The sequence below is a fragment of the Sediminibacillus terrae genome (assembly GCF_009602435.1).
Lineage (GTDB): Bacteria > Bacillota > Bacilli > Bacillales > Amphibacillaceae > Sediminibacillus > Sediminibacillus terrae.
Genome location: NZ_VZDQ01000027.1, coordinates 150,103 through 169,327, shown reverse-complemented (window position 1 = coordinate 169,327; position 19,225 = coordinate 150,103). Strand labels below are relative to the sequence as shown.

General features: G+C 41.0%; 27 protein-coding genes and 1 other annotated feature. Of the genes, 6 read left to right on the top strand and 21 right to left on the bottom strand.

Annotation, left to right across the window (positions count from 1 at the left end):
• Nucleotides 1–3 precede the first annotated feature (3 nt).
• From F6X55_RS17760 to F6X55_RS17685, 16 genes are all read right to left on the bottom strand, one after another.
• A complete protein-coding gene (locus F6X55_RS17760) occupies nt 4–537 on the bottom strand; it encodes a Holliday junction resolvase RecU (protein WP_153465070.1) in 534 nt (177 codons plus the stop codon).
• On the bottom strand, nt 534–749 hold the full coding sequence (locus F6X55_RS17755; protein ID WP_153465068.1) for a hypothetical protein: 216 nt from the start codon (nt 747–749) through the stop codon (nt 534–536). The genes F6X55_RS17760 and F6X55_RS17755 overlap by 4 nt, the downstream gene beginning before the upstream one ends.
• Before the next feature lie 17 nt (nt 750–766).
• The gene (locus F6X55_RS17750) at nt 767–1,546 is read right to left on the bottom strand and encodes a DNA-methyltransferase (protein WP_153465066.1); all 780 of its coding nucleotides are present in this window, start codon (nt 1,544–1,546) and stop codon (nt 767–769) included.
• 118 nt (nt 1,547–1,664) lie between these two features.
• On the bottom strand, nt 1,665–2,666 hold the full coding sequence (locus tag F6X55_RS17745; protein WP_153465064.1) for a Lin1244/Lin1753 domain-containing protein: 1,002 nt from the start codon (nt 2,664–2,666) through the stop codon (nt 1,665–1,667).
• Nucleotides 2,667–2,865: 199 nt separating this feature from the next.
• A complete protein-coding gene (locus F6X55_RS17740) occupies nt 2,866–3,570 on the bottom strand; it encodes an MBL fold metallo-hydrolase (protein ID WP_153465062.1) in 705 nt (234 codons plus the stop codon).
• On the bottom strand, nt 3,570–4,595 hold the full coding sequence (locus F6X55_RS17735; protein WP_153465060.1) for a recombinase family protein: 1,026 nt from the start codon (nt 4,593–4,595) through the stop codon (nt 3,570–3,572). The genes F6X55_RS17740 and F6X55_RS17735 overlap by 1 nt, the downstream gene beginning before the upstream one ends.
• Nucleotides 4,596–4,928 carry a VVA0879 family protein gene (locus F6X55_RS17730; RefSeq protein WP_153465058.1) on the bottom strand — a complete coding sequence of 111 codons (333 nt, stop codon included), beginning with the start codon at nt 4,926–4,928 and terminating at the stop codon, nt 4,596–4,598.
• Nucleotides 4,928–6,961: an AAA family ATPase gene (locus F6X55_RS17725; RefSeq protein ID WP_161993113.1), complete on the bottom strand. Its 2,034-nt coding sequence runs from the start codon at nt 6,959–6,961 to the stop codon at nt 4,928–4,930. The genes F6X55_RS17730 and F6X55_RS17725 overlap by 1 nt, the downstream gene beginning before the upstream one ends.
• Before the next feature lie 101 nt (nt 6,962–7,062).
• Nucleotides 7,063–7,344 carry a hypothetical protein gene (locus F6X55_RS17720; RefSeq protein ID WP_153465054.1) on the bottom strand — a complete coding sequence of 94 codons (282 nt, stop codon included), beginning with the start codon at nt 7,342–7,344 and terminating at the stop codon, nt 7,063–7,065.
• A 5-nt stretch (nt 7,345–7,349) separates the two neighbouring features.
• Nucleotides 7,350–7,610, bottom strand: a complete 261-nt coding sequence (locus F6X55_RS17715; RefSeq protein WP_153465052.1) for an AbrB/MazE/SpoVT family DNA-binding domain-containing protein — start codon at nt 7,608–7,610, stop codon at nt 7,350–7,352.
• A 297-nt stretch (nt 7,611–7,907) separates the two neighbouring features.
• On the bottom strand, nt 7,908–8,051 hold the full coding sequence (locus F6X55_RS17710; RefSeq protein WP_153465050.1) for a hypothetical protein: 144 nt from the start codon (nt 8,049–8,051) through the stop codon (nt 7,908–7,910).
• A 118-nt stretch (nt 8,052–8,169) separates the two neighbouring features.
• Nucleotides 8,170–8,424: a hypothetical protein gene (locus F6X55_RS17705; protein ID WP_153465047.1), complete on the bottom strand. Its 255-nt coding sequence runs from the start codon at nt 8,422–8,424 to the stop codon at nt 8,170–8,172.
• Nucleotides 8,421–9,035 (bottom strand): helix-turn-helix domain-containing protein, encoded by a 615-nt coding sequence (locus F6X55_RS17700; protein WP_153465045.1) that lies wholly within the window; start codon nt 9,033–9,035, stop codon nt 8,421–8,423. The genes F6X55_RS17705 and F6X55_RS17700 overlap by 4 nt, the downstream gene beginning before the upstream one ends.
• Nucleotides 9,036–9,095: 60 nt before the next feature.
• On the bottom strand, nt 9,096–9,422 hold the full coding sequence (locus F6X55_RS17695) for a DNA-binding protein (protein WP_153465042.1): 327 nt from the start codon (nt 9,420–9,422) through the stop codon (nt 9,096–9,098).
• Nucleotides 9,423–10,100: a Rha family transcriptional regulator gene (locus F6X55_RS17690; protein ID WP_153465040.1), complete on the bottom strand. Its 678-nt coding sequence runs from the start codon at nt 10,098–10,100 to the stop codon at nt 9,423–9,425. It abuts the gene before it with no gap.
• Complete coding sequence (locus tag F6X55_RS17685; protein ID WP_153465038.1) at nt 10,100–10,336, bottom strand: helix-turn-helix transcriptional regulator; 237 nt, start codon at nt 10,334–10,336, stop codon at nt 10,100–10,102. The genes F6X55_RS17690 and F6X55_RS17685 overlap by 1 nt, the downstream gene beginning before the upstream one ends.
• 151 nt (nt 10,337–10,487) lie before the next feature.
• On the opposite strand from F6X55_RS17685, the gene F6X55_RS17680 reads away from it, so the two are divergent.
• The 6 genes from F6X55_RS17680 to F6X55_RS17655 all read left to right on the top strand — a co-directional run bounded on the left by F6X55_RS17680 (nt 10,488) and on the right by F6X55_RS17655 (nt 15,422).
• Nucleotides 10,488–10,838 (top strand): helix-turn-helix domain-containing protein, encoded by a 351-nt coding sequence (locus tag F6X55_RS17680; protein ID WP_237648705.1) that lies wholly within the window; start codon nt 10,488–10,490, stop codon nt 10,836–10,838.
• Between the two features lie 82 nt (nt 10,839–10,920).
• The gene (locus tag F6X55_RS17675) at nt 10,921–11,562 is read left to right on the top strand and encodes a DUF4352 domain-containing protein (protein WP_153465033.1); all 642 of its coding nucleotides are present in this window, start codon (nt 10,921–10,923) and stop codon (nt 11,560–11,562) included.
• Between the two features lie 76 nt (nt 11,563–11,638).
• Entirely contained in the window at nt 11,639–12,127 is a 489-nt protein-coding gene (locus F6X55_RS17670) for an ImmA/IrrE family metallo-endopeptidase (RefSeq protein WP_161993112.1), read from the top strand.
• A gap of 5 nt (nt 12,128–12,132) precedes the next feature.
• Nucleotides 12,133–13,335: a site-specific integrase gene (locus tag F6X55_RS17665; protein ID WP_153465028.1), complete on the top strand. Its 1,203-nt coding sequence runs from the start codon at nt 12,133–12,135 to the stop codon at nt 13,333–13,335.
• Between the two features lie 164 nt (nt 13,336–13,499).
• Complete coding sequence (gene trhO / locus F6X55_RS17660; RefSeq protein WP_026571406.1) at nt 13,500–14,474, top strand: oxygen-dependent tRNA uridine(34) hydroxylase TrhO; 975 nt, start codon at nt 13,500–13,502, stop codon at nt 14,472–14,474.
• Between the two features lie 468 nt (nt 14,475–14,942).
• The gene (locus F6X55_RS17655) at nt 14,943–15,422 is read left to right on the top strand and encodes a glutathione peroxidase (protein WP_026571407.1); all 480 of its coding nucleotides are present in this window, start codon (nt 14,943–14,945) and stop codon (nt 15,420–15,422) included.
• A gap of 43 nt (nt 15,423–15,465) precedes the next feature.
• On the opposite strand, the gene F6X55_RS17650 is transcribed toward F6X55_RS17655, so the two are convergent.
• The 5 genes from F6X55_RS17650 to F6X55_RS17630 all read right to left on the bottom strand — a co-directional run bounded on the left by F6X55_RS17650 (nt 15,466) and on the right by F6X55_RS17630 (nt 19,024).
• Entirely contained in the window at nt 15,466–15,687 is a 222-nt protein-coding gene (locus F6X55_RS17650) for a hypothetical protein (RefSeq protein WP_153465025.1), read from the bottom strand.
• A 79-nt stretch (nt 15,688–15,766) separates the two neighbouring features.
• A complete protein-coding gene (gene proS / locus F6X55_RS17645) occupies nt 15,767–17,206 on the bottom strand; it encodes a proline--tRNA ligase (protein ID WP_153465023.1) in 1,440 nt (479 codons plus the stop codon).
• Between the two features lie 68 nt (nt 17,207–17,274).
• Nucleotides 17,275–17,475 (bottom strand) — a binding site (T-box leader).
• 89 nt (nt 17,476–17,564) lie between these two features.
• Entirely contained in the window at nt 17,565–17,885 is a 321-nt protein-coding gene (locus F6X55_RS17640; protein WP_026571410.1) for a DMT family transporter, read from the bottom strand.
• Nucleotides 17,886–18,007: 122 nt separating this feature from the next.
• Entirely contained in the window at nt 18,008–18,574 is a 567-nt protein-coding gene (locus F6X55_RS17635; RefSeq protein WP_026571411.1) for a TetR/AcrR family transcriptional regulator, read from the bottom strand.
• 126 nt (nt 18,575–18,700) lie between these two features.
• Nucleotides 18,701–19,024, bottom strand: coding sequence for a hypothetical protein (locus tag F6X55_RS17630; protein WP_153465020.1), 324 nt, complete (start codon nt 19,022–19,024; stop codon nt 18,701–18,703).
• Nucleotides 19,025–19,225 lie beyond the last annotated feature (201 nt).

Sequence of the window (19,225 nt, the reverse complement as noted above, 5' to 3'; positions counted from 1 at the left end):
AGTTCATTGTCTGTCAGACTGGCATAATAAAGCTTCCACAATGCTCAGGTAATCAAGAGGCACTCCGTTCTTCGCTTCTACCAGTCCAGCCGAGTAATAGTTGAAATCTTCTCGAGGTATCGATTTCCGTCCCCCTCTGTCTGCATTTACGACGTAATGGTGTATGAAGTCGAAAGGAACCAAAAACACCTCTCTAGCACCCCTAAATTCGATGAGGAAGAAGCAAAGAGCTCCTGCCTTTTGTGTTTCATACATGTAATCAACCTGGTGCTTGTGGATATTTTTTAAATCGAACCTGGTATCGTTTTTAGTAGACTTTGCCTCAAAGTAAATCGCTCGCCCTTTATAAACACCGTCAAAATCAACCGTAGATTTTTCTTCAAAGAATCCAGAAAGCACCCTAGTACCTTTTGATTTCGTCACTTTTACTGGAGTAGGCCGCTTATTGATCACCGCAACCCCCTTGTTCAGATATACATTATTGGCGTAAGTAATCGTGTTCTCGAAGGACATGCCCCGTTTGCCTGTATAAGTCATAGGCGGTCTCCATTCTGGGCTTGCTTTATTTTGGTTGCACGGCAGCTTTCATTTACATATTCAGCTGTTAGGTCATTGACGCTTAGTTTTTCAATCGGTGTACCATCAGCAGCGTGGAAATGCCCCATCTTGTAAAGCAGATTTTCCATTCTACTCCTGTTTTCAGCAGCTTCTCGCTGCCTTTTTCGTTCACTGAGTGATGTTAGATTCATATAGAATCCCCCTTTTTTTAGATTTCTAGAGTACCTATCGAAACGTAGGGCAAATTTAATTTTTCTCGATTTTCGTTTATGCGATTCAAACCCTTATGACAGAAATCTTTGTCTAATTCGAAACCTACCCAATTGCGCCTCGTATTATCTGCGGCAACTGCAGTAGTACAGGAACCCATGCAGTTATCCAAAACAACATCTCCTGGATTGGTATAAGTTTTAATTAAATACTCAAATAATGCAGTAGGTTTTTGCGTCGGATGAAAGGTACCACTTTCACGAGGTATGTCTAAAACCGATTTCGGATAATTAGTGTGTGTTGTGGTGTACTCTTTCAACAAACTAGGATCATTTTCTTTAAAAACCCCAGAGATTCTTTTCTTTTTATTTTTCCTTACTTTAACCAATGGAACGATCCCTTGAGGATGATAGGTTGGCAGTTTTTTATAAAAAACACATATATTTTCATGATTCTTTAAAGGCATGCGCTTTGCATTCTGAAAACCAGTTGTATGTCTGCCTTTTTTCCAAACCCACTCATAACGAAACCAACTCAAATTGCTATTAATCAGTCTACTGGTAAATGGTTGGCTTGCCGTTAATACGATAGCCCCATGGTCTTTAATAATTCGCTTGTACTGCTCCCATAGTTCGTCAAACGGTATTATTTCATCCCACTTACAGTTGGTAGTTCCGTAAGGAAGATCACAAAGAATCATATCGATAGAGTTGTCAGGAACCTTTTTCATTCCTTGGATGCATTCATTGTTGTAAATCGTGTTTTTTAGTAAAGTCATTTCTTTTCCCCTCTCATTATGCTAATATAATTAAGGGGAACACATGTTCCTTTTTGTCTATAGAGACTTGGAAACAAGTCTCTATCTTAATCTCTATCGATGTCCTTCTTATTCCAAGTCAGCCTTGCGATAAGTAGTCAGCTATCATTTCTCCCAAGTCTTCATCCGTTTGTTCATTTTCTTGAGATGACTCCTGTCCGTGATGGTTCTTATTTTTGCGATTCTCAAACCATTCAGGTACAATCTCTCTTTTTCCTGAACGACTATTCCTCTGTCCTTGGCTGTTTTGGAATTCTACTTCCTCGGCATCTGCCTGTTTTTTTGTGGTTATTCCTTTATTGATCCAGTCCTTTAAAATCGACTCCACAAATCGCCAGGATGTTGTGCCTTTTTTCATAGCCCTAGTCATTGCCTCGATCAACATCTCTTCGCCTTCATTTCCAAAATCGTCAATCCACTTAAGCATGTTTTCCTGCATGTAGGGTCTTATAGGGCCAAAGTTCTCTTGATAAAAAACAATAGCATCGGGTGGTGAGGCTGCTGACGATTCTTCCCTACTACTACTCTCCTCTACTTTACTTTCCTTTACTTTACTTTCCTTTACTTTACTTTGGGGATTATTGCCGGACTTATGTTTACCTTTACTCTGCTTAGTTGAGTTAATGTTTACATTAACTCGGTTTCCGTCATCATTAACGACATATACTGCAATCCGGCTGCTTCCTATATATTCCAAGGGGTCTATCAACAAAAAACTTTTTACCAAATTGACCTCTTTCCTCCTGGTAATTGCGTCTAAATAGCGCTCCTGGATGCCTTGTGAGGTCAATATTTCATGATCCTGGTATAGTTTTTTGTTAAATAAATCCCACTCAATGCTGTCAATAACTACGTCTTTAACAATATTAATGTCGACATTAACTCGGTTAGAGAAGAGTAATTGTTCACGCTCTGTCCACTTATAAAAATAGCCTTCTTTATAAATTTTCATGAACAATTTAACGATCACACTAAAACCAACCACTCCGTGTTTTGCTTCAATCAATGCAACCTTATCGTTTTGGTCAATATCTACATCCAAAGGAAAATAATCGAGCCCTTCTTTTTTGGGTCGTGCCATTGATCTTCACCACCTTTGCTTTGTCATTTTTTCTGAGGTGTTATTACGCACTCGGCGATCATTTTTTTAATCCTAATAAACTTACATCCAGGAATATTTCTCCGCACATAGCCGTCTACAAGAACCCTTAACAGCTCTCCCTTTTCTTCAGAACTCTTAGCCATCTCCACATAGATTGGTGGAATGGGAATATTCACTTTCATGGAACATAAACAACCTTTCCAGTCAACTCCATTACCTCCCGTTTAAAACGCTCAGCATCACTGTTTGAATCGCTCAGATGGAGCAACCATATCTCTTGTACCTTAGATAGATCATTAGCCCTCAGGAAGTCTTTGACGTTATCTAAGCTAAAATGAGACCGAATCAGGCGTTTACGCATCACCTGTGGCACTCTGCCATCTAAGATGTTTTGGTCTAAAATATCCATGCTGTAATTACACTCAACCATGATGTGAGTTAGATTTTGAAATTTATATCGGATGTAATAGGTATCTGTGGCAAATAAAAGCTTATCGCCGGCTTTATTTGCCAATAGAAAGCCATAAGGCTCACTTACATCGTGTTGCACATCAAAGGGCATGATAGTCCATGTTCCGATAGTGAACGGCTGAAGTGATTTAACTGGGTGCGCTCTATGGTGGCCATCCAGTCGAAGTGCATCCCATGTGCCATAACTGGCGAAAGTATCGATTCCAGCCTTTAATACGTCCTTGATAGCTGCGCAGTGGTCTTTGTGTTCATGTGTGACCAAACAGCCTGCAACCTCTGACATTTTGAATCCAAAGCCTTTCTGAATATCCTTGTATCTAATTCCACATTCCAGGAGAAGAGGAGTCTCGCCATCGGTAATTCGATAGCAATTCCCCTTACTGCTGGAAGCAAGTGCAGTTACCTCGATCATTAGAATCCCGGCCCGTTACCTGCTGCAATATTCTCTGCTTCTTCCAAATCCATTGCAGCTTGTTCTAAGTCGCTCTGTGGCTCTTCCTGTTGTGGCGCTGTTTCATCTTCCTGGACTTCGCTGTATTCCACATCGATAAATTCAGAGTTCGCATTTTCGTCGACTTCTTTTCTTACTTTAGATTCGGTGAAATCTTCTTCCATTTGCTTAAGCTTCAAGTAATCGTCATCGATCTTTTGACTGTCGATCGTGATGTCGTTATATGCTGCTCTGTAAACTGTTTTCCAGCACATCTTGTCGTACCAGCCTTCAACTTTCTCCTTGCCCACCTTTTGACCGTTTGACCATTTATCTTTTTCTCCACCCCAAAATTCAGGACTGGCACGGTCTGGCTTGCGTTTTTCAATCTCTGCGATCGTCATGATAACCAGTTTGTTTTTTTCGGGTTTATTTGAGTAAACGTGATAGTAAAAACCGCCGATGATATTTCCGCGATCAAAAGGATTTTCAATTGAAAACTCATATCCTTCAACTTTGTTTGAACTATCCTTCTTGATTGGTTTAAAGACATCATTAGAGTAAACAAGTTCGACCACCACGTCGTCTGGCACCTCAAGACCGTACTTAGTTGCTTTAAGTTCTAATCCCCTATAGCCTTCAATAAAGCCAATATCATATTGATTTGTGTTGTTGTTTTTAAAAGGAATTAAGTTGATGTGATTTGGCTGAGCTGGGTCATACCCAATCCTGGCCATTGTCACCACATCACGTGCAAGTTTACTCATGTTGACATTGGCCCATGTGACAGGTAACGCATCGCGGTACTTTTCGCTTTTTCTCATTCTTCTTTCTTCTGTGGCTTTCAGTACAGAGTCCAAAGCGACAAAGTAATTTTGTGCTAATCGTTTTTGAAAATCGGTAAGCGCTACCTCACCGACACCTGAACCGTATTCCTTAACTACCTTCTCCATAAATCGTTCAGATTGTGATTTTTCTTTTTTAGCTACAGCGTTTTCGTTCGCCAATTAGACCGCCTCCTTACTTTTTGCGAAATCAAATACTTCGATTTCTTTTCCATCATCTGCGATTACCAGGCGACCATTCCCTAAAGTGCCAAATAATCCGTAAGCCGCCCAGTTACAGCCAAAACCCTCATCCTTCTGGTGCTTGGTTCCTTTACCGTTCACACGTCCTATACATTTTTGGTGTGCTTCATTAGGATCAGCGCCGTGTTCTACGAAATCTTCTATACTTGCTTCATGGCCACAAGCCGGACACTTAAAGCGCCATTTCAATTTATGAGAGCCGAATGTGTTTTCGCCTTCTTCAAGCCATTCTGCTAGTGTTTGTTTATTCATTAGATAGCCTCCTTCATAGAACCTGACTTCGGCATTACATGTAGTTGCTCGAAATCTTTATGGGCGTACAAAGCTATTATTTGTGCTTCTGGTTCAACCAAGAACTTTGTCACTTGTTCCGCATTATCGAAGAAAATAGGTGCCTGGATATCGAAGTACCTAGACAACACATTGATAATGTCGAAACCTACAGATACCTTCGCTCCATCATTTAACCCTTCTGTGAATGCGACTCCTTTATAAGTTGGTTCGCATTTCTCGTCTAAACCTCCATTAACCTGTTTCTCAAGCATCTTGAATCTAGTAATTTCAAAATACTTACTTACTTTTTCGTCGATTGCAGTTACCTTTTTATTTGTGAACCCATCAATCAAATCTAGTTCTTGCTCCAACTTCTCGTATTCAGCAGCAAGAGCTCTCTGCTGTTCTTCCAATTCCGCAATTCTATTTTTAATATTTTTCACTTGTTCAATCTTACTTAAGTCAATTTGCACAGCGCTTTGTTGTTCTTTAATCGAGACAATTTCTTGTTGGACAGATTTGATTGAGCTTTCGACTGATTGTTGCATCTGACTGATTTCTTCTTCGATTGCTTGTTTTTCTTTCAGTTTGGCTACATAAGCAGGGTTTTCGGTGATATCTGTTACATTGCTTTCTAAAGCAACTAGTTTATCTTCCAGCTGCTTGATTGCATCTTGTTTCACTTCGATTTGTCCGTTCAGAGTTGTGATTTCTTTCTCGATCTTCTCGTTTTCTACCTGGGTTTTTTCCACCTTTTCTTTGGCAGCGAGCCCTCTATTCTGTATGGCTTCCAGCTTTCTAGCTTTGACTAAATTAAAGTCTTTCTGTGCCTTCTCCCGGGCTGCTTCTACCTGTTCTCCCGGAAGGTCTTGCCCGCACGTCGGACATTCGCATTCAACATCATGCTGGAATTCTTTTTTACTCTCTTCGTGCCATTCTTCCCTTAGTTCTACTTGTTCTTTAGAAGTCCGGGCAATGAGGCCCTCATTCATCTGTTTTTGTTGTTGATGTCCTTTTATTTTCGATTGAAGAATAGAAACATTGGACTGTTCTTCCTGAATGCGTGACTTGATACTGTAAATTTCCTGCTGGCCGTTCTGGTTATGTTCATTCTTGATATTGGTTAACTCGAGATCAATATCGCTAATGGCTTTCCGCTTGGTATTAACTTCGCTACCGTTTCGGATGTCATTTATCTGTTGTTGCTTAGCTTCCACCTGACCGTTTAGACCTTCTAATTTAGATTCCAAAGAGGCTTTGTCCAAATCCGAAATATCAGGGATACTGTGGTGGTTTTCATCGATGCGATCTGGAATGGTATTTAACTTCTCGTTTATTTCTCTCTTTTTAGAAGCGATGATTTCCTTATGACCGTCAATGCTGTTTCCATTCAATGCTTCTTTCAATTTTTGAAACTTAGCTTCACTATCCAAGATTTCTTCATCTGAAATATCACCAGTGATTTCTAACAACAAGTCACGACGTTCTCTCCAGTGCAAACCGTTCACAAAAAAGTTAGGTACAGTCAGTAACTTAAACACAGTTTCGACCTTCATTTTTTTGTAACGCTTCAAGAAAGAATCGACCTGGTCCGTTCCGATGATTTCTCTAATAGTATCGTCGTATTCTTTTTTACTGCCGGGAACTCCATTGATAAAATGCTTGGTAGTGTGACCGGTAAATTCTTTGGTACCGGAGCCCTTTTTCTGCGTCCATTTCTCTTTGAATGTCTTTTTCAACTTATATACTTTTCCATCAACATCGAGCAGCCCTTCGACTTCATGGTCCAGATTATGGACAACTTCGCCATCTTTGATAGTCTTGATACCGAAATCTTGGTCATCATTGCTGCCTTTGTTGAAAAGCAACCAAGTGAACCCATCAAAAATTGTCGTTTTACCACCTTCATTCTGGGCGAAAATATTCAGATCTTGCCCATCCGCCTTCAAAGAAAACTCTTTTATGCCTTTAAAATTTCTCAAGTGCAGTTCCAATAGTTGAATCTTTTTCATTACAAATCCCTCCATGATTGATTTTTTTCGGGATGTAACTTACAATAAAATCATCCGAGATTTATTGAAGTTACATCCCTTACACAGAAATGGCCGGCTTATCAGCTGGTCATTTTTTCTTTTTTAGCGAAATGATTTACGAATTGCTCCCTGGATAATCCTGCAATATAAACAAAACCATCTAGCTCAAATGCGGCAATGGCATAAGGATTGAATGAGGTAGTAACCTTCACTTGCACTTCTACATCAGTGGATTCTTTAACTTTCAAAAGAAGCTCTGAGTTGATAGACATTTCCTTTTTCCAGTTGCAAGTGATTCCGAATCTTTCCGCCTGCTCTGCAGCTGCAGTATGTTCTCTAAGTTGATCTAATAGATTTGGCAAAGTATTCACCCCCTCAAATAAGTAAGTACACTGCGAAGCTTTTGCTTAGCTTCTGGATTATCTGCAGCACCCAATAAGTAGTTGAGGTCTTCAAGTACCTGTTTCTTGTCCTCGCTTGCTTCATAAGCACTAAGCACTACTTTGTTTCCATCCGTAAATATTTCTAGGGGCTGCTTTTCTTCCCAGCCATTTACCTTCCGAATTTCTTTCGGAAGAGTTATTCTTCCCAGTTCGTCCAACTTCCTTACTACACCAGTTGATTTCATTTCGTGATATCCTCCTTTTTATAAGGCGGGCCGCAGCCCGCCATCATTTAGATGAAAGCTATGGCCGCATTACCAGCCGGATCATTGTAGACCCTCCTTCCAGGCATTTGAATTAAGCAGGTGACTGAAACGTGGTGCATTTGCTAGTTGCACCTCAGCAGCCGGGAAAGTCAATATTTAGGGGGGAAATACCGTCCCGGCCACTGAGGCAGAACCAGCAAAGCTTGCCTCCCATCAAAAATTGATGGTATAATTTAATTAATAAATTGAGACGCACTAATTTGCTTTGGTCGGCGGTTAGTGCTTTCTTTGTGTCATTGCGGCCTTGAGCTTCTTCCAGGCTTCTTTTTCGCTTCTTGCAATTACCGTTGCTTCTACTCCATTCCTGTACTCAAATTCAAAAGTATAGCCGTACTCTGCGATAAGCTCCCAGTCTTTCAAGTTCAACCCTCCTATACGGAAATCAGTGATTGATAAAATACATAAATAGTGAGGACAAAAAGTAATAAGTACCACATGTCTACAAACCACCTTTTCTTGCATAACTCATTCAGCCAGTTCATTCGTTTTTGAACCACCTATCCGGCTTAGCCATAATATGGTGTAAGTACATCCGGTTATTTGATCGTTTTTTATATGCCAAGATGTCCAATGCTACAAGTGATTTTGTTAAATCAATGGATGCGTTTTTTGCTTCTGCGACCTTTCCTTGATCAGTTAGTTTAAGAATCTTATATAATGTTGAGCCAATTATTTTGACAGCCAATTCAGCTTCGGCAATATCCTCCGGCAAAAAATGATCCATATAATTCATGCATGGACAGCCTCCCTTTTGATTTCATCCATCTGATCAACGCTCGGAATCACTATATGGTCAGCTAATGCTTGCTGAGTCCACCGCCTATCCACCTCCTCAAGAGAAACGCCCCAGTTAATCGTTAAGGAATCCAGGACACATTCGGAAGCCTGGTCCGTGTCGCGTATCTCAGTGGCCAATGTTTCAATTTCTTCGAGCTGTTGATTGTTAAAACCGATTCCAGGTCTCAAGTCTGCGCTCATATCCAGTAGCTTTTTAGCAGCCTTTATTCCTTCCTCCGCCTGCTCTATGTAGTTCTGCAGCTGATTAGGTAGCGATTCTATTAATCTAGGATCGGTGGGCGGCAATCCATCACCGTACACATGCTTGATAGCTCTCCATGCCACCATGTCTCCACAGACTTTGCACCACTCATACGCTAAATCGAGGGGAATCGGGGAAGTACCTTCCTCCATCCTGGAAAGTCTTTTCCTGTCAATGCCCAGTTCTTCTGAGAGGGTTACTTTCGCCCTCATGTTTGGGTTGTCAGAACGCTCTCGGGCAATTCTCAATAGGGATGGTACCGATGAGGTTCTATAGATACTTAAACGCTTTGTAATGTTCGCCAACTCGTTCTCCTCCTTATGGATTTAAAAATCTTTTATTATTAATTTGTGAAACTAATTACGTTATTTAACAATTCCGATTTTTCTAGCGGGACTATATTTATCAGCGATTTCAGTGTGATTGGTAATCCACTCTATCGCTTTATCTTTTGGATATAGAACTCTTTCACCAATGCGTACCTTGGGAAAATCTGGTCTGATCAATACATGGGTTCTAAGCGACTGCGGACTAATATTAAATACATGCTTTGCCAGCTGTTCTTTACTCAATAAATAGGGTAAGTCGTTAAGCTGATCTCTATCTTGCTGTGCTTTATTTGCGATTTGAAACATGATGTCGTACATTTTGCTTTCAAATCCCGGCTCTGGTTGAAGTTCTGCTTTAAACAATTAAGACACCTGCCTTGGAATCCAATTTTCGATATAAGCCAGGGCGCTTTGAAGATCCTCTCGTTTCACATCTTTATAGCTGCCAACCCCGAAACGATCTTTGATTTCTCGATAAAGCTCTCGAAATAATCGACTAGCTTCATCTCTGTCTTCAGTGAAGCTATATACACGACGAGCAACGCCCTTTTGGAATCGTCTCTGTTCACCACTGTTCAAGGTGATTTGCTCGTCCACTTTCGTTTCAAGGGTTGAAAGTTTGAGTTGCTGGGTGTTAAGCAAATCTTGCATTTGTTCTTGCTTCTCGGCTGTTTCAGCAGTTATTTTCAGAGATTGAATTAACGCTGTTCGATCATCTAGGACTTTGACATTGTTAGTAAGTTGTTCACGCATTTTGTGAAATTCGTTGATGTATTGTTCTTTGAATCTCATTGCTTCCGATCCGGTGTAACCCATAGCTAGGATTGTAAAGCCTTGCTCGGTCATAATGATTTTCGGGTACTCTCTGCCACGATCATTTACATAAGTTGACTCTCCAAAATTGGCGAGTGAAAATTCTTGAGAGCATTCCATATCTCTTACGTCTCTCAGAATTTTGTCATGTGACTTACCGAAAACTTGAGCGACGGTTAAGCTGTCAGTTACAACTTGCTTGTCCTTAACAAAAACTAATTGGCTCACTAGATTGCCTCCTTCGATTCATTTTTCTTCGAATCGTATAAATTATTGTCAAAAAAATTTTCTACTGGTTCGTTTAAAATACTTGCGATATTACGAAGGGTTTCTGCTTTTATCTCGCGCCTTCCAAGTTCATAGCCGTTGTATGTTTGTACTGCTATTCCAAGCTGCTTGGCTACAAATACTTGGGTTATTCCTTTAGACTTTCTTATCTCACGAACCTTGGAGTTAATATTCATTGAATCACCTCATTTCTTATACGATTCGAAGAACCTTTATTTGTATTATACATATACGTTTTGAAGAAATCAACATCTTTTTATACTTTTTGTAGAATTAATTTATTCATATTGAATAATATTTTACAATAAGTATATGGGAGGAATTGTCATGTTGGGTAAAAGATTGCGGTATTTAAGGGAAAGAGAGGGGCTATCTCAACTTTCTCTTGCTAAAAAACTACAAATTCCTAATCAAAATATATCTAATTACGAACGAGGATTCAGACAACCAGACTACGAAACCCTTCAAAAAATGGCTGATTTCTTCGATGTAACTACTGATTATTTATTAGGGAGAAGTGATAGCTACAAAAAAGATAAGGAAGAAGAGGACTTTCAGAAATTTATCAACGATCCAGAGTTGCAACATTGGTATTATGAAGAACTGCCTCAATCTGAAGAGGATCAGCTCCGGCAACTTAGAAAGATGTGGGAAATTATCAAAGGGGATAAGAAGTGAATTAGTCTATAACTTTACAGGCTTTCTTTTTTAGCTTGTTTAGTAAAATATAGAAAATATTACACAAAAAGGGGAGATTATAATGGCGAAAAAGGAAAAAGTCAAAAAGCCTATTTATAAGAAATGGTGGGTTTGGGCGTTAGCAATTATTGTTGTCATTGCGATCGCGACTGGTGGAGGTGAAGATGACACTACCGCTGGTTCAGATAAAGCTGAAGACTCAGGAGAACAGACAGCTTCTGCTGACTCAGGCGCAGAAGATAGTACATCAGAAGATAAAAAAGAAGAGCCTAAAGAAGAAATTCCTGGCATTGGAGATACTGTTGAAGTGGGTGCCATGACCTATACTATAAACGAGAAAACAACTTCTGATGAAGTAGGTCCGTCTGTAGCACCTGAAACTGCCAATGGTACTTATCTTGTATTGGATATTACTGCACTTAATAACGGTGACGAATCAGTAACAATTGATGGTTCTTATTTCAAATTAAAGCAAGGAGATAAAACTTTTGAAGCTGATTCAATGGCAAGTATATCAGCAAATCAAGGTGAAGACGGCACCATTCAAAATAGCTTTTTTATGGAACAGCTGAACCCAGGTTCTGAGATGTCCGGGAAAGTTGTTTTTGATATCGCTCCTGATATTGCTGAGTCTGATGACTTAGTGGTCGAAGCACAAGAAGGTATATTCGGTACCGTGACAGAAACTATCGAGTTACAATAAAAGATTAAGCCCTGTTTCTCAGGGTTTTTCTTTTAAAATTAACGCGAACACTTGTTCTTTATTTAGAGGTGGTCAATTGAATACACATCTAGAGGATTATATAAAAAAATTACTTCTGTCGTTAGAAATAACAAAGGCTAGCCAGTTAAATGAGGATATCTCTATAAAGTTAGGAATACCTGTCTATACTTGGGACGAGCCTAGTAGATGCTCGTTTCACAAAGGCAAATACAGTATTTTTTTAAACAATAGACTTTCTAAAGTAGATAGATGGAAACAGTTCTGTCATGAATTAGGACACGCTCTTTGGCATTATGGGGACAAAAACGTCATGCCTTTTCCGTATATACAAATGCAGGAATGGCAGGCCAATAACTTTATGCTTCACCTTGCCATTCCATCATTCATGCTCGAAAAACTAAAATTGCCAACTACCAGGAGTCAATCTATTCTAATGATCTCTGAAGTTTTTAATGTTGATTTCGCTCTTGCTGAAAAGCGTTTGGATATGTATTTCCGCAAAAAGCATGAATCACTATATTTCCAAAAGATAAAAATGAGGTGATACAGTTGGCATCATTTCAGAAATACAAAACAAAGAACGGCTACAAATGGCTCTTCAAAACATACATAGGTATTAATCCGGAAACAGGAAAACCAAAACCCACAACAAGGCGAGGCTTCCAAACTAAAAAGGAAGCTCAGTTTGCAGCTGCCAAACTAGAAAAAGAGGTGAACGATGGCGTCTATACAAAGGAGTCGGATATTTCTTTCTATGACTATGCTGAAAAATGGATTAAAAGATACGCAAAGTTAGTACAACCAGGGACAGTAGACAGTAGAAGAACATCCGTTAATAAGCTGTTGACTTACTTCGGATATATTCAATTAAGAAAAATAACTAAGCCGGTCTATGAATCTATGCTCCATGACTTGCATGAAAAAGAGGCAGCTGCAAATACAATAAAGGCAATCCATTCTACAGCCAGGCTGATATTTAAAGCAGCAATGGAAGAAAGTGCAATTAAACAAGATCCAACTGCCAATATTGATTTTCGTTTTTTGAAAAAGAAAATGGTGATTGAAGAGAAGCAACTAAAGGATAATGAAAAATTTCTGGAGAAGGAAGACCTGGCAACCTTTTTACAAATTGCAAAAACCCAACCTTTTACTCAAGATTACATCATTTTTCTAACATTAGCATATACCGGTTTAAGACGAGGAGAACTCGCAGTATTAAAATGGAGCGATATTGATTTTGAGAATCAGACCTTTTCCATTACTAAAACTTACTATAGTGCCAGCAAAAGAGCGAATGATGTAACCCCTGTTCCGCCAAAGTCACAAGCATCAATTCGTGAAATAGATGTTGATGAATTTGTAATGGATGAGCTACAAAAACACAAAGCATGGCAAAAATCGTTTATAATGAAAAACAGGAAGATATACTATGATAGGGATTACGTTTTTATAAATACTCATAAATATCCCGGTTACCCCATTCCTCCCCAGAATATTTATGAACATATGAAAAAGATTTTAAAAAGAATGGAGTATCCCGTTAAGTTGGCTCCTCACTCAATGAGACACACACACGCTTCTTTATGTATCGAAGCCGAGATAGAATTAAGGGATATATCCGAACGACTGGGACATGAAGATATGAAAATGCTGAACAAAATCTACGCTCACACGACAAAAGGGCAGAAGAAAAAAACGGCTGCCAAATTTAGCAATTTGATGAACGATGTCCGTCAAAAAATCAGCTTTTGAAATAAATATGGTCAAAATATGGTCACAAATCAATTATTACCAGCAATCGCTGGTTGAGTTGATGAGGGGAACCGTGATAGAATAACGTTTGGCAAGAGTATAAACGAATAATTCACCTTAAACATTTATATCTTGCAAATATGAATTGATAGGTGGTAATAAAAATGGATAATCAAGAAAAGTATCAAGTATTGTTGTATTATAACTACGTTCCGATCGAAGACCCCGAGACTTATGCAGCTGAACATCTCAAGTATTGTAAAGAGCTCGGTTTGAAAGGCCGTATCCTCGTTGCTGAAGAAGGCATTAACGGTACAGTCTCTGGAACGGTAGAGCAAACCAATAAATATATGGACGACATGCACGCAGATCCTCGTTTTGCCGACATGGTCTTCAAAGTGGACGAGGCTGACGGCCATGCATTCAAAAAAATGCATGTGCGTCCGCGTCCGGAGCTTGTTACACTCCGTCTGGAGGATGACATCGATCCAAATGAAACAACCGGCCAATACCTTAGTCCCCAAGAGTTTTATGAGGCAATGCGGGATGAAAATACGGTTGTTTTGGATGCACGAAACGATTATGAATATGACCTTGGTCATTTCCGCGGCGCCATCCGTCCCGACATTGAAACATTCCGGGAACTGCCCGAATGGGTGGAAGAAAACAAAGATAAACTGGAAGGTAAAAAAGTCCTTACTTATTGTACCGGCGGCATCCGTTGCGAGAAATTCTCTGGATGGCTGGTAAAGGAAGGATTTGAGGATGTCGGCCAATTACATGGCGGAATCGTCACCTACGGAAAAGACCCTGAAGTACAAGGCGAACTATGGGATGGTCAGCTTTACGTTTTTGACGAACGGATTTCTGTACCAGTCAATCGCAAAGAACATGTCATCGTAGGGAAAGACTTCTTTGACGGGGAACCTTGCGAACGCTATGTAAACTGCGCAAATCCTGAATGTAACCGCCAGTTCCTTTGCTCGGAAGAGAACGAACATAAGTACATGCGCGGATGTACGCATGAATGCCGTGTATCGCCACGCAACATGTATGTGGAAGAACACAATCTTTCCGAAGAAGAAATACAAGCAAGATTGGAAAGAATCGAACGGGAAGATGGCGTAGCCCATCAATAAAGGCGACCATCACGGAGGCCACTGAAAAACCGAAGTTTTATGATAGGTATAATTTTTTTTAAAAGCGGTCAGTGCGGAATTTAATTTCCGCACTGACCGCTTTTCGTCTAATTATTAGAGGTTTGTGTCCCCTGTTCCTTCATTCGTTTTACGTTTGCCATCATAGAGGCCTTCATTACAGTTAATTGTGCAAGAAAAAAGAGTGATTTTCTTTTTTAAATCAAAGAAAAATCAACTTTTTTAGATTGGCCCTTGGTAATTCCACGATGAGCGAGCGGTGGTGACGCCTGCGGCAAGCATCCACCGCCAAGCGATACGCTGGATCAACAACAAGCGTTGTCAGCGACTTTAGATTAAAAGGACTGTTTCAGTGACCTCCCATTACGGTCGTCTTTTGTATATATTGGTGCTTTCCTTATCAGGAAAGGGGTGGTTTATGCTATCCTGCAATAAAGGAGGGGATTTTAGATGAATGTTTATGACTTTTCCGCCACAACCATTTCGGGGGAGGACATCTCCCTGAAGGAGTACGAAGGACAGGCGATGCTGATAGTCAACACCGCCAGCAAGTGCGGCTTCACTCCCCAGTATGCAGGTCTGCAGCAGTTATATGATGCTTATCGGGAGAAAGGTTTGGTTGTATTGGGTTTTCCCAGCAATCAATTTATGAACCAGGAGCCTGGTTCAGAAGAAACCATCCAGGATTTCTGCCAAGTAAATTATGGGGTCACCTTTCCGCTGTTCAGTAAAGTAGATGTAAAAGGAAAAGACGCCCATCCGCTCTTTGCTTATTTAAGCAAGCAAGCGCCTGGCATCCTTTCCGGACAGATTAAGTGGAACTTCACCAAGTTTTTAGTCGATAAGGACGGTCATGTCGTTAAACGATATGCCCCGTCGACCAAACCAGAAAGCATAGAAGCGGACATCCGACAACTTCTGGATTCATAAAAAGCTGCGGCCTCTCCCCGATAGGAGAAGCCGCAGCTTTTAGTTATTCGTCTTTTGCCTTTTCTTCGTCGGTTTCGATATCTTTATAAGAGGTTCTTTTCTTTCTGTCTGCTTTTTCATCTTTTTCCACCTGATCAATCGGGAAATCCTCCTGCGGTTCAGCAAAAGTATCACGTTTGTCCTGTTTTTCCTTAGACTCTTTGAACTTGATTTCATCTTTTTGATCGGGGAGCAGACTGCCAAGCTCGCGTTCTGACTTGTCCATGCTACCAACCTCCACTATGTTAAAGTGTTTTTATACTATTCCCTGCATAGGGAGGAGGACAAACCTTTTTCAGGGATCGTCAGTATGCTTTAGCCCAGTAGACTAGTTCTTTTGCTGGCTCTTGACAGCAGACACAAGTATCGGCGACTATCTCCTGTTCAAAAGGGATACAGCGGGATGTCGCGGTGGTTTCTTCTTTTATTTGATCCTCACACTGCCGACTTCCACACCACATCGCCTTGATAAAACCGGGATTTTGTTCTAAATTCTGTTTGAACTCTTCCATGTTTCTCGCCACAGTGGTTTTAGCCTCGCGGTGCTGCTTGGCTTTTTCGAACAAGCTTCGCTGGATATCCTCCAACAACTCCGGAATGGCCGTTTCCAGTTCAGCAATCGGTGTGAACTGTTTCTCACCAGTATCTCTGCGCACCAGTACAGCTTGCCCTTTTTCCATATCCTTCGGCCCGATCTCCAATCGGATCGGTACCCCCTTCATTTCATACTCATTGAATTTCCAACCAGGCATTTTATCACTCGCATCGATATCGACCCTGGCGATGCTTCCAAGCTGTTCTTTCAATTGATATGCCTTGTCGAGGACTCCTTCTTTATGCTGGGCGATCGGCACGATCATCACTTGCTTGGCGGCGATTTTCGGAGGGACTACCAGGCCACGGTTATCCCCATGAACCATGATCATTGCTCCGATCGATCTTGTGGTGAACCCCCAGGACGTTTGATGAACGGGCTGCAATTCACCGTCTTCATCGGTAAAGCGGATATCGAAGGCTTCGGCAAACCCGGTCCCCAAATGGTGGGACGTTCCTGCCTGCAGTGCCTTCCCATCATGCATCAAACTTTCGATCGTCAAGGTATAGGCAGCCCCAGCAAACTTCTCTTTCTCTGTTTTCTTTCCTTTTAGAACCGGAATCGCCATGTAATCCTCGAAGACACTTGCATACACATCAAGCATTTGTCGTGTTTCCCTGGCTGCATCTTCATCGGATGCATGACATGTGTGACCTTCCTGCCACAGGAACTCAAGTGAGCGAAGGAACGGCCTGGTCGTTTTTTCCCAGCGGACGACGTTGCTCCACTGATTGTACAGCTTTGGTAAATCGCGGTAGGAGTGGATGATTTTTGCATAATGTTCAGCAAAAAGCACCTCAGAGGTCGGACGGACAACCAGCCGTTCTTGTAACTCTTCATCACCGCCATGTGTCACCCAGGCAACTTCCGGAGCAAATCCCTCGATATGGTCTTTTTCTTTTTGCAGCATACTTTCCGGAATGAACAATGGAAAGTACATGTTTTCATGTCCGGTTTCTTTGATTTTTGCATCGAGTATATCCCGGATGTTTTCCCAAATCGCATAACCATCCGGCCGAATGATCATCGAGCCTCTTACCGGACCATAGTCTACCAAATCAGCCTGTTTAACGACGTCTGTGTACCATTGGGCAAAATCGTCTTCCATTGCGGTGACTTTTTCGACAAATTGCTTATTTTTTTTGGCCATGTTCAACCACCTTTTCTTTTTCTATTTTTCAATTCATGCAGCAAAAAACAAAAAACCCCGATCCCTGAAAAAGGGACCGAGGTCTGGTGGTACCACCCTTGTTCGCAGTTTCCTGCGCACTCTTTTTTTGATAACGGATATCTCCGCTTGCATCTTATCGATACCGAGCTCCAAGGCAGGTTCCCGGACAGCTGTACAGGAATTCTCACCAACCATTCCCTCTCTGCGCTACCGCTTGTTCCAGTACTGATTCTTGTCATCGCTTATTCGTAAATTCAAATGTATAAATACTATATGAATTAACCGGCTCCTTGTCAAGTTGTCCATGCTAACTTCCTTTTCGGGGACAGTCCCCTTATCAGGCTCCTTGCGGCATATTCAGGACAACGACACCAATCACGATTGCGGCGACTCCAACCATCGTTTGAACAGAAAACTGTTCCTTCCAAAAAACAATGCCAATCATCACGGTCATCACGGTGCCGATACCAGCCCACAACGCATACGTGAGCCCCATTGGCAGCTCTTTCAACGCCAACGCCAGAAAATAGAACGATGCACCATAACTTATAATCGCCATGGCACCTGGAATCAATTTTGTGAACCCAGCAGACATCTTCAGCATGGAACTTCCGACAATTTCACTTATAATGGCTCCTGCCAATAGTAAATATGCCATCTTGAATACCTCCCTGTTTCCGTTTTCGTCTTTTTTTCTTTCCCGCATCGCCAGCCAAAAAACCAATAAACTATAAACGTTTTTATCGTTTATTTATACAAAAATCAAAGAATAAAAGCGTCTCATCTTTTATTCTCTGGTACCAATCCATACAGCAGGATGTCGACTATTTGGGACAAAGCTTCCGCCACTGTAATGTTGTTTTTATTGAAAAAGTGCTGGTCCAACGTTGTATTGATTGCCTCGATCAGCACCTTCATGATGACGGGAATCGAGTAGTTTGAAACAATTTCTCCCGTTTCCATGCCCTGTTCGATCAATTTCTGCAAATCATCCCAATCTTCTTCGAGCGCATCTTCCATCTTCACCCATTGATCGGGATAATACCTTTTCATTTCATCCAATATCGGGCGATCATAGATTTGGTGATATTCCGGGAGTACTTGCATCAATTGTTTGATTTTGTCGATAAAAGAAATAGAATCATCAGCCATCAATTGATTGGTCTTCTGGTCTGTCTCTTCTAAAATATTATCCACGATGGTTTCGATAATTTCTTCTTTCGAGGAAAAATGCTCATAAACCGTTTTTTTACTAATTCCTAGTTGGTTGGTGATATCATCTACCGTAAAACGCATACCGCTTTGCTGTATTTCCTCGACGACCTGCTTGATAATTCTTTCCTTCACGCTATGACCCCTTCTAGATCGTCCCCGTGAATTGAATAAATCACGGAAACTCATTCAGTTTTTGCAGTTTCCATTTTATCTGGATTCCTTCTAGCTGTCAATTCTTCCGTGTTTGCTGAAACACTTTTACCCTACTTGGCCGCCATATCTTTCAGCGAGCTCTTCGGCAAGCTCGGCAATTAGCTCGATATTCCATTCCGCCTTACGGTTATCCGCTATTTCCAGCCAAAGCCTTCCGTGTTTTGGCCAGTAGGTGATCTCGAGTACCCCTTTTTGTCTTTCTTTTTTTGTGTGCCAATGGTAACAGCCATTTTTTGTACTTAAGGTGGTTCTTTGGGTGATAGTCAAGGCAAAACGCTCGATCAGTTCTTCGATTTCATCGCAAATGAACTGTTCATCCATAGGCTTTATACTGCCTAAATTATTTTCCAAGATTTCATACGTAATCACCGTATCCCTCCTATTACGATTATCGTACCATAACAGGCAAGCATCGTTTGGAGAATAGGAAAATCAGTATTTTACATTCTTAGCAAACATCCAGCGAGGGGCGGGATATTTACTGGCAGGAACAGTCTTTTCCAGCTTCAGCGTCCACCCTCTCTGTGGCAAACACTCGCCAGACCCTGTTCAAAAAAACCGCGCAACCAC

Bases quoted from the DNA above. Each gene is read 5' to 3' on its own strand.
- F6X55_RS17760 (WP_153465070.1), bottom strand. From the start codon at position 537: ATGACTTATACAGGCAAACGGGGCATGTCCTTCGAGAACACGATTACT.
- F6X55_RS17755 (WP_153465068.1), bottom strand. From the start codon at position 749: ATGAATCTAACATCACTCAGTGAACGAAAAAGGCAGCGAGAAGCTGCT.
- F6X55_RS17750 (WP_153465066.1), bottom strand. From the start codon at position 1,546: ATGACTTTACTAAAAAACACGATTTACAACAATGAATGCATCCAAGGA.
- F6X55_RS17745 (WP_153465064.1), bottom strand. From the start codon at position 2,666: ATGGCACGACCCAAAAAAGAAGGGCTCGATTATTTTCCTTTGGATGTA.
- F6X55_RS17740 (WP_153465062.1), bottom strand. From the start codon at position 3,570: ATGATCGAGGTAACTGCACTTGCTTCCAGCAGTAAGGGGAATTGCTAT.
- F6X55_RS17730 (WP_153465058.1), bottom strand. From the start codon at position 4,928: ATGAATAAACAAACACTAGCAGAATGGCTTGAAGAAGGCGAAAACACA.
- F6X55_RS17725 (WP_161993113.1), bottom strand. From the start codon at position 6,961: ATGAAAAAGATTCAACTATTGGAACTGCACTTGAGAAATTTTAAAGGC.
- F6X55_RS17715 (WP_153465052.1), bottom strand. From the start codon at position 7,610: ATGAAATCAACTGGTGTAGTAAGGAAGTTGGACGAACTGGGAAGAATA.
- F6X55_RS17705 (WP_153465047.1), bottom strand. From the start codon at position 8,424: ATGAATTATATGGATCATTTTTTGCCGGAGGATATTGCCGAAGCTGAA.
- F6X55_RS17685 (WP_153465038.1), bottom strand. From the start codon at position 10,336: ATGAATATTAACTCCAAGGTTCGTGAGATAAGAAAGTCTAAAGGAATA.
- F6X55_RS17680 (WP_237648705.1), top strand. From the start codon at position 10,488: ATGTTGGGTAAAAGATTGCGGTATTTAAGGGAAAGAGAGGGGCTATCT.
- F6X55_RS17675 (WP_153465033.1), top strand. From the start codon at position 10,921: ATGGCGAAAAAGGAAAAAGTCAAAAAGCCTATTTATAAGAAATGGTGG.
- trhO (WP_026571406.1), top strand. From the start codon at position 13,500: ATGGATAATCAAGAAAAGTATCAAGTATTGTTGTATTATAACTACGTT.
- F6X55_RS17655 (WP_026571407.1), top strand. From the start codon at position 14,943: ATGAATGTTTATGACTTTTCCGCCACAACCATTTCGGGGGAGGACATC.
- F6X55_RS17650 (WP_153465025.1), bottom strand. From the start codon at position 15,687: ATGGACAAGTCAGAACGCGAGCTTGGCAGTCTGCTCCCCGATCAAAAA.
- proS (WP_153465023.1), bottom strand. From the start codon at position 17,206: ATGGCCAAAAAAAATAAGCAATTTGTCGAAAAAGTCACCGCAATGGAA.
- F6X55_RS17640 (WP_026571410.1), bottom strand. From the start codon at position 17,885: ATGGCATATTTACTATTGGCAGGAGCCATTATAAGTGAAATTGTCGGA.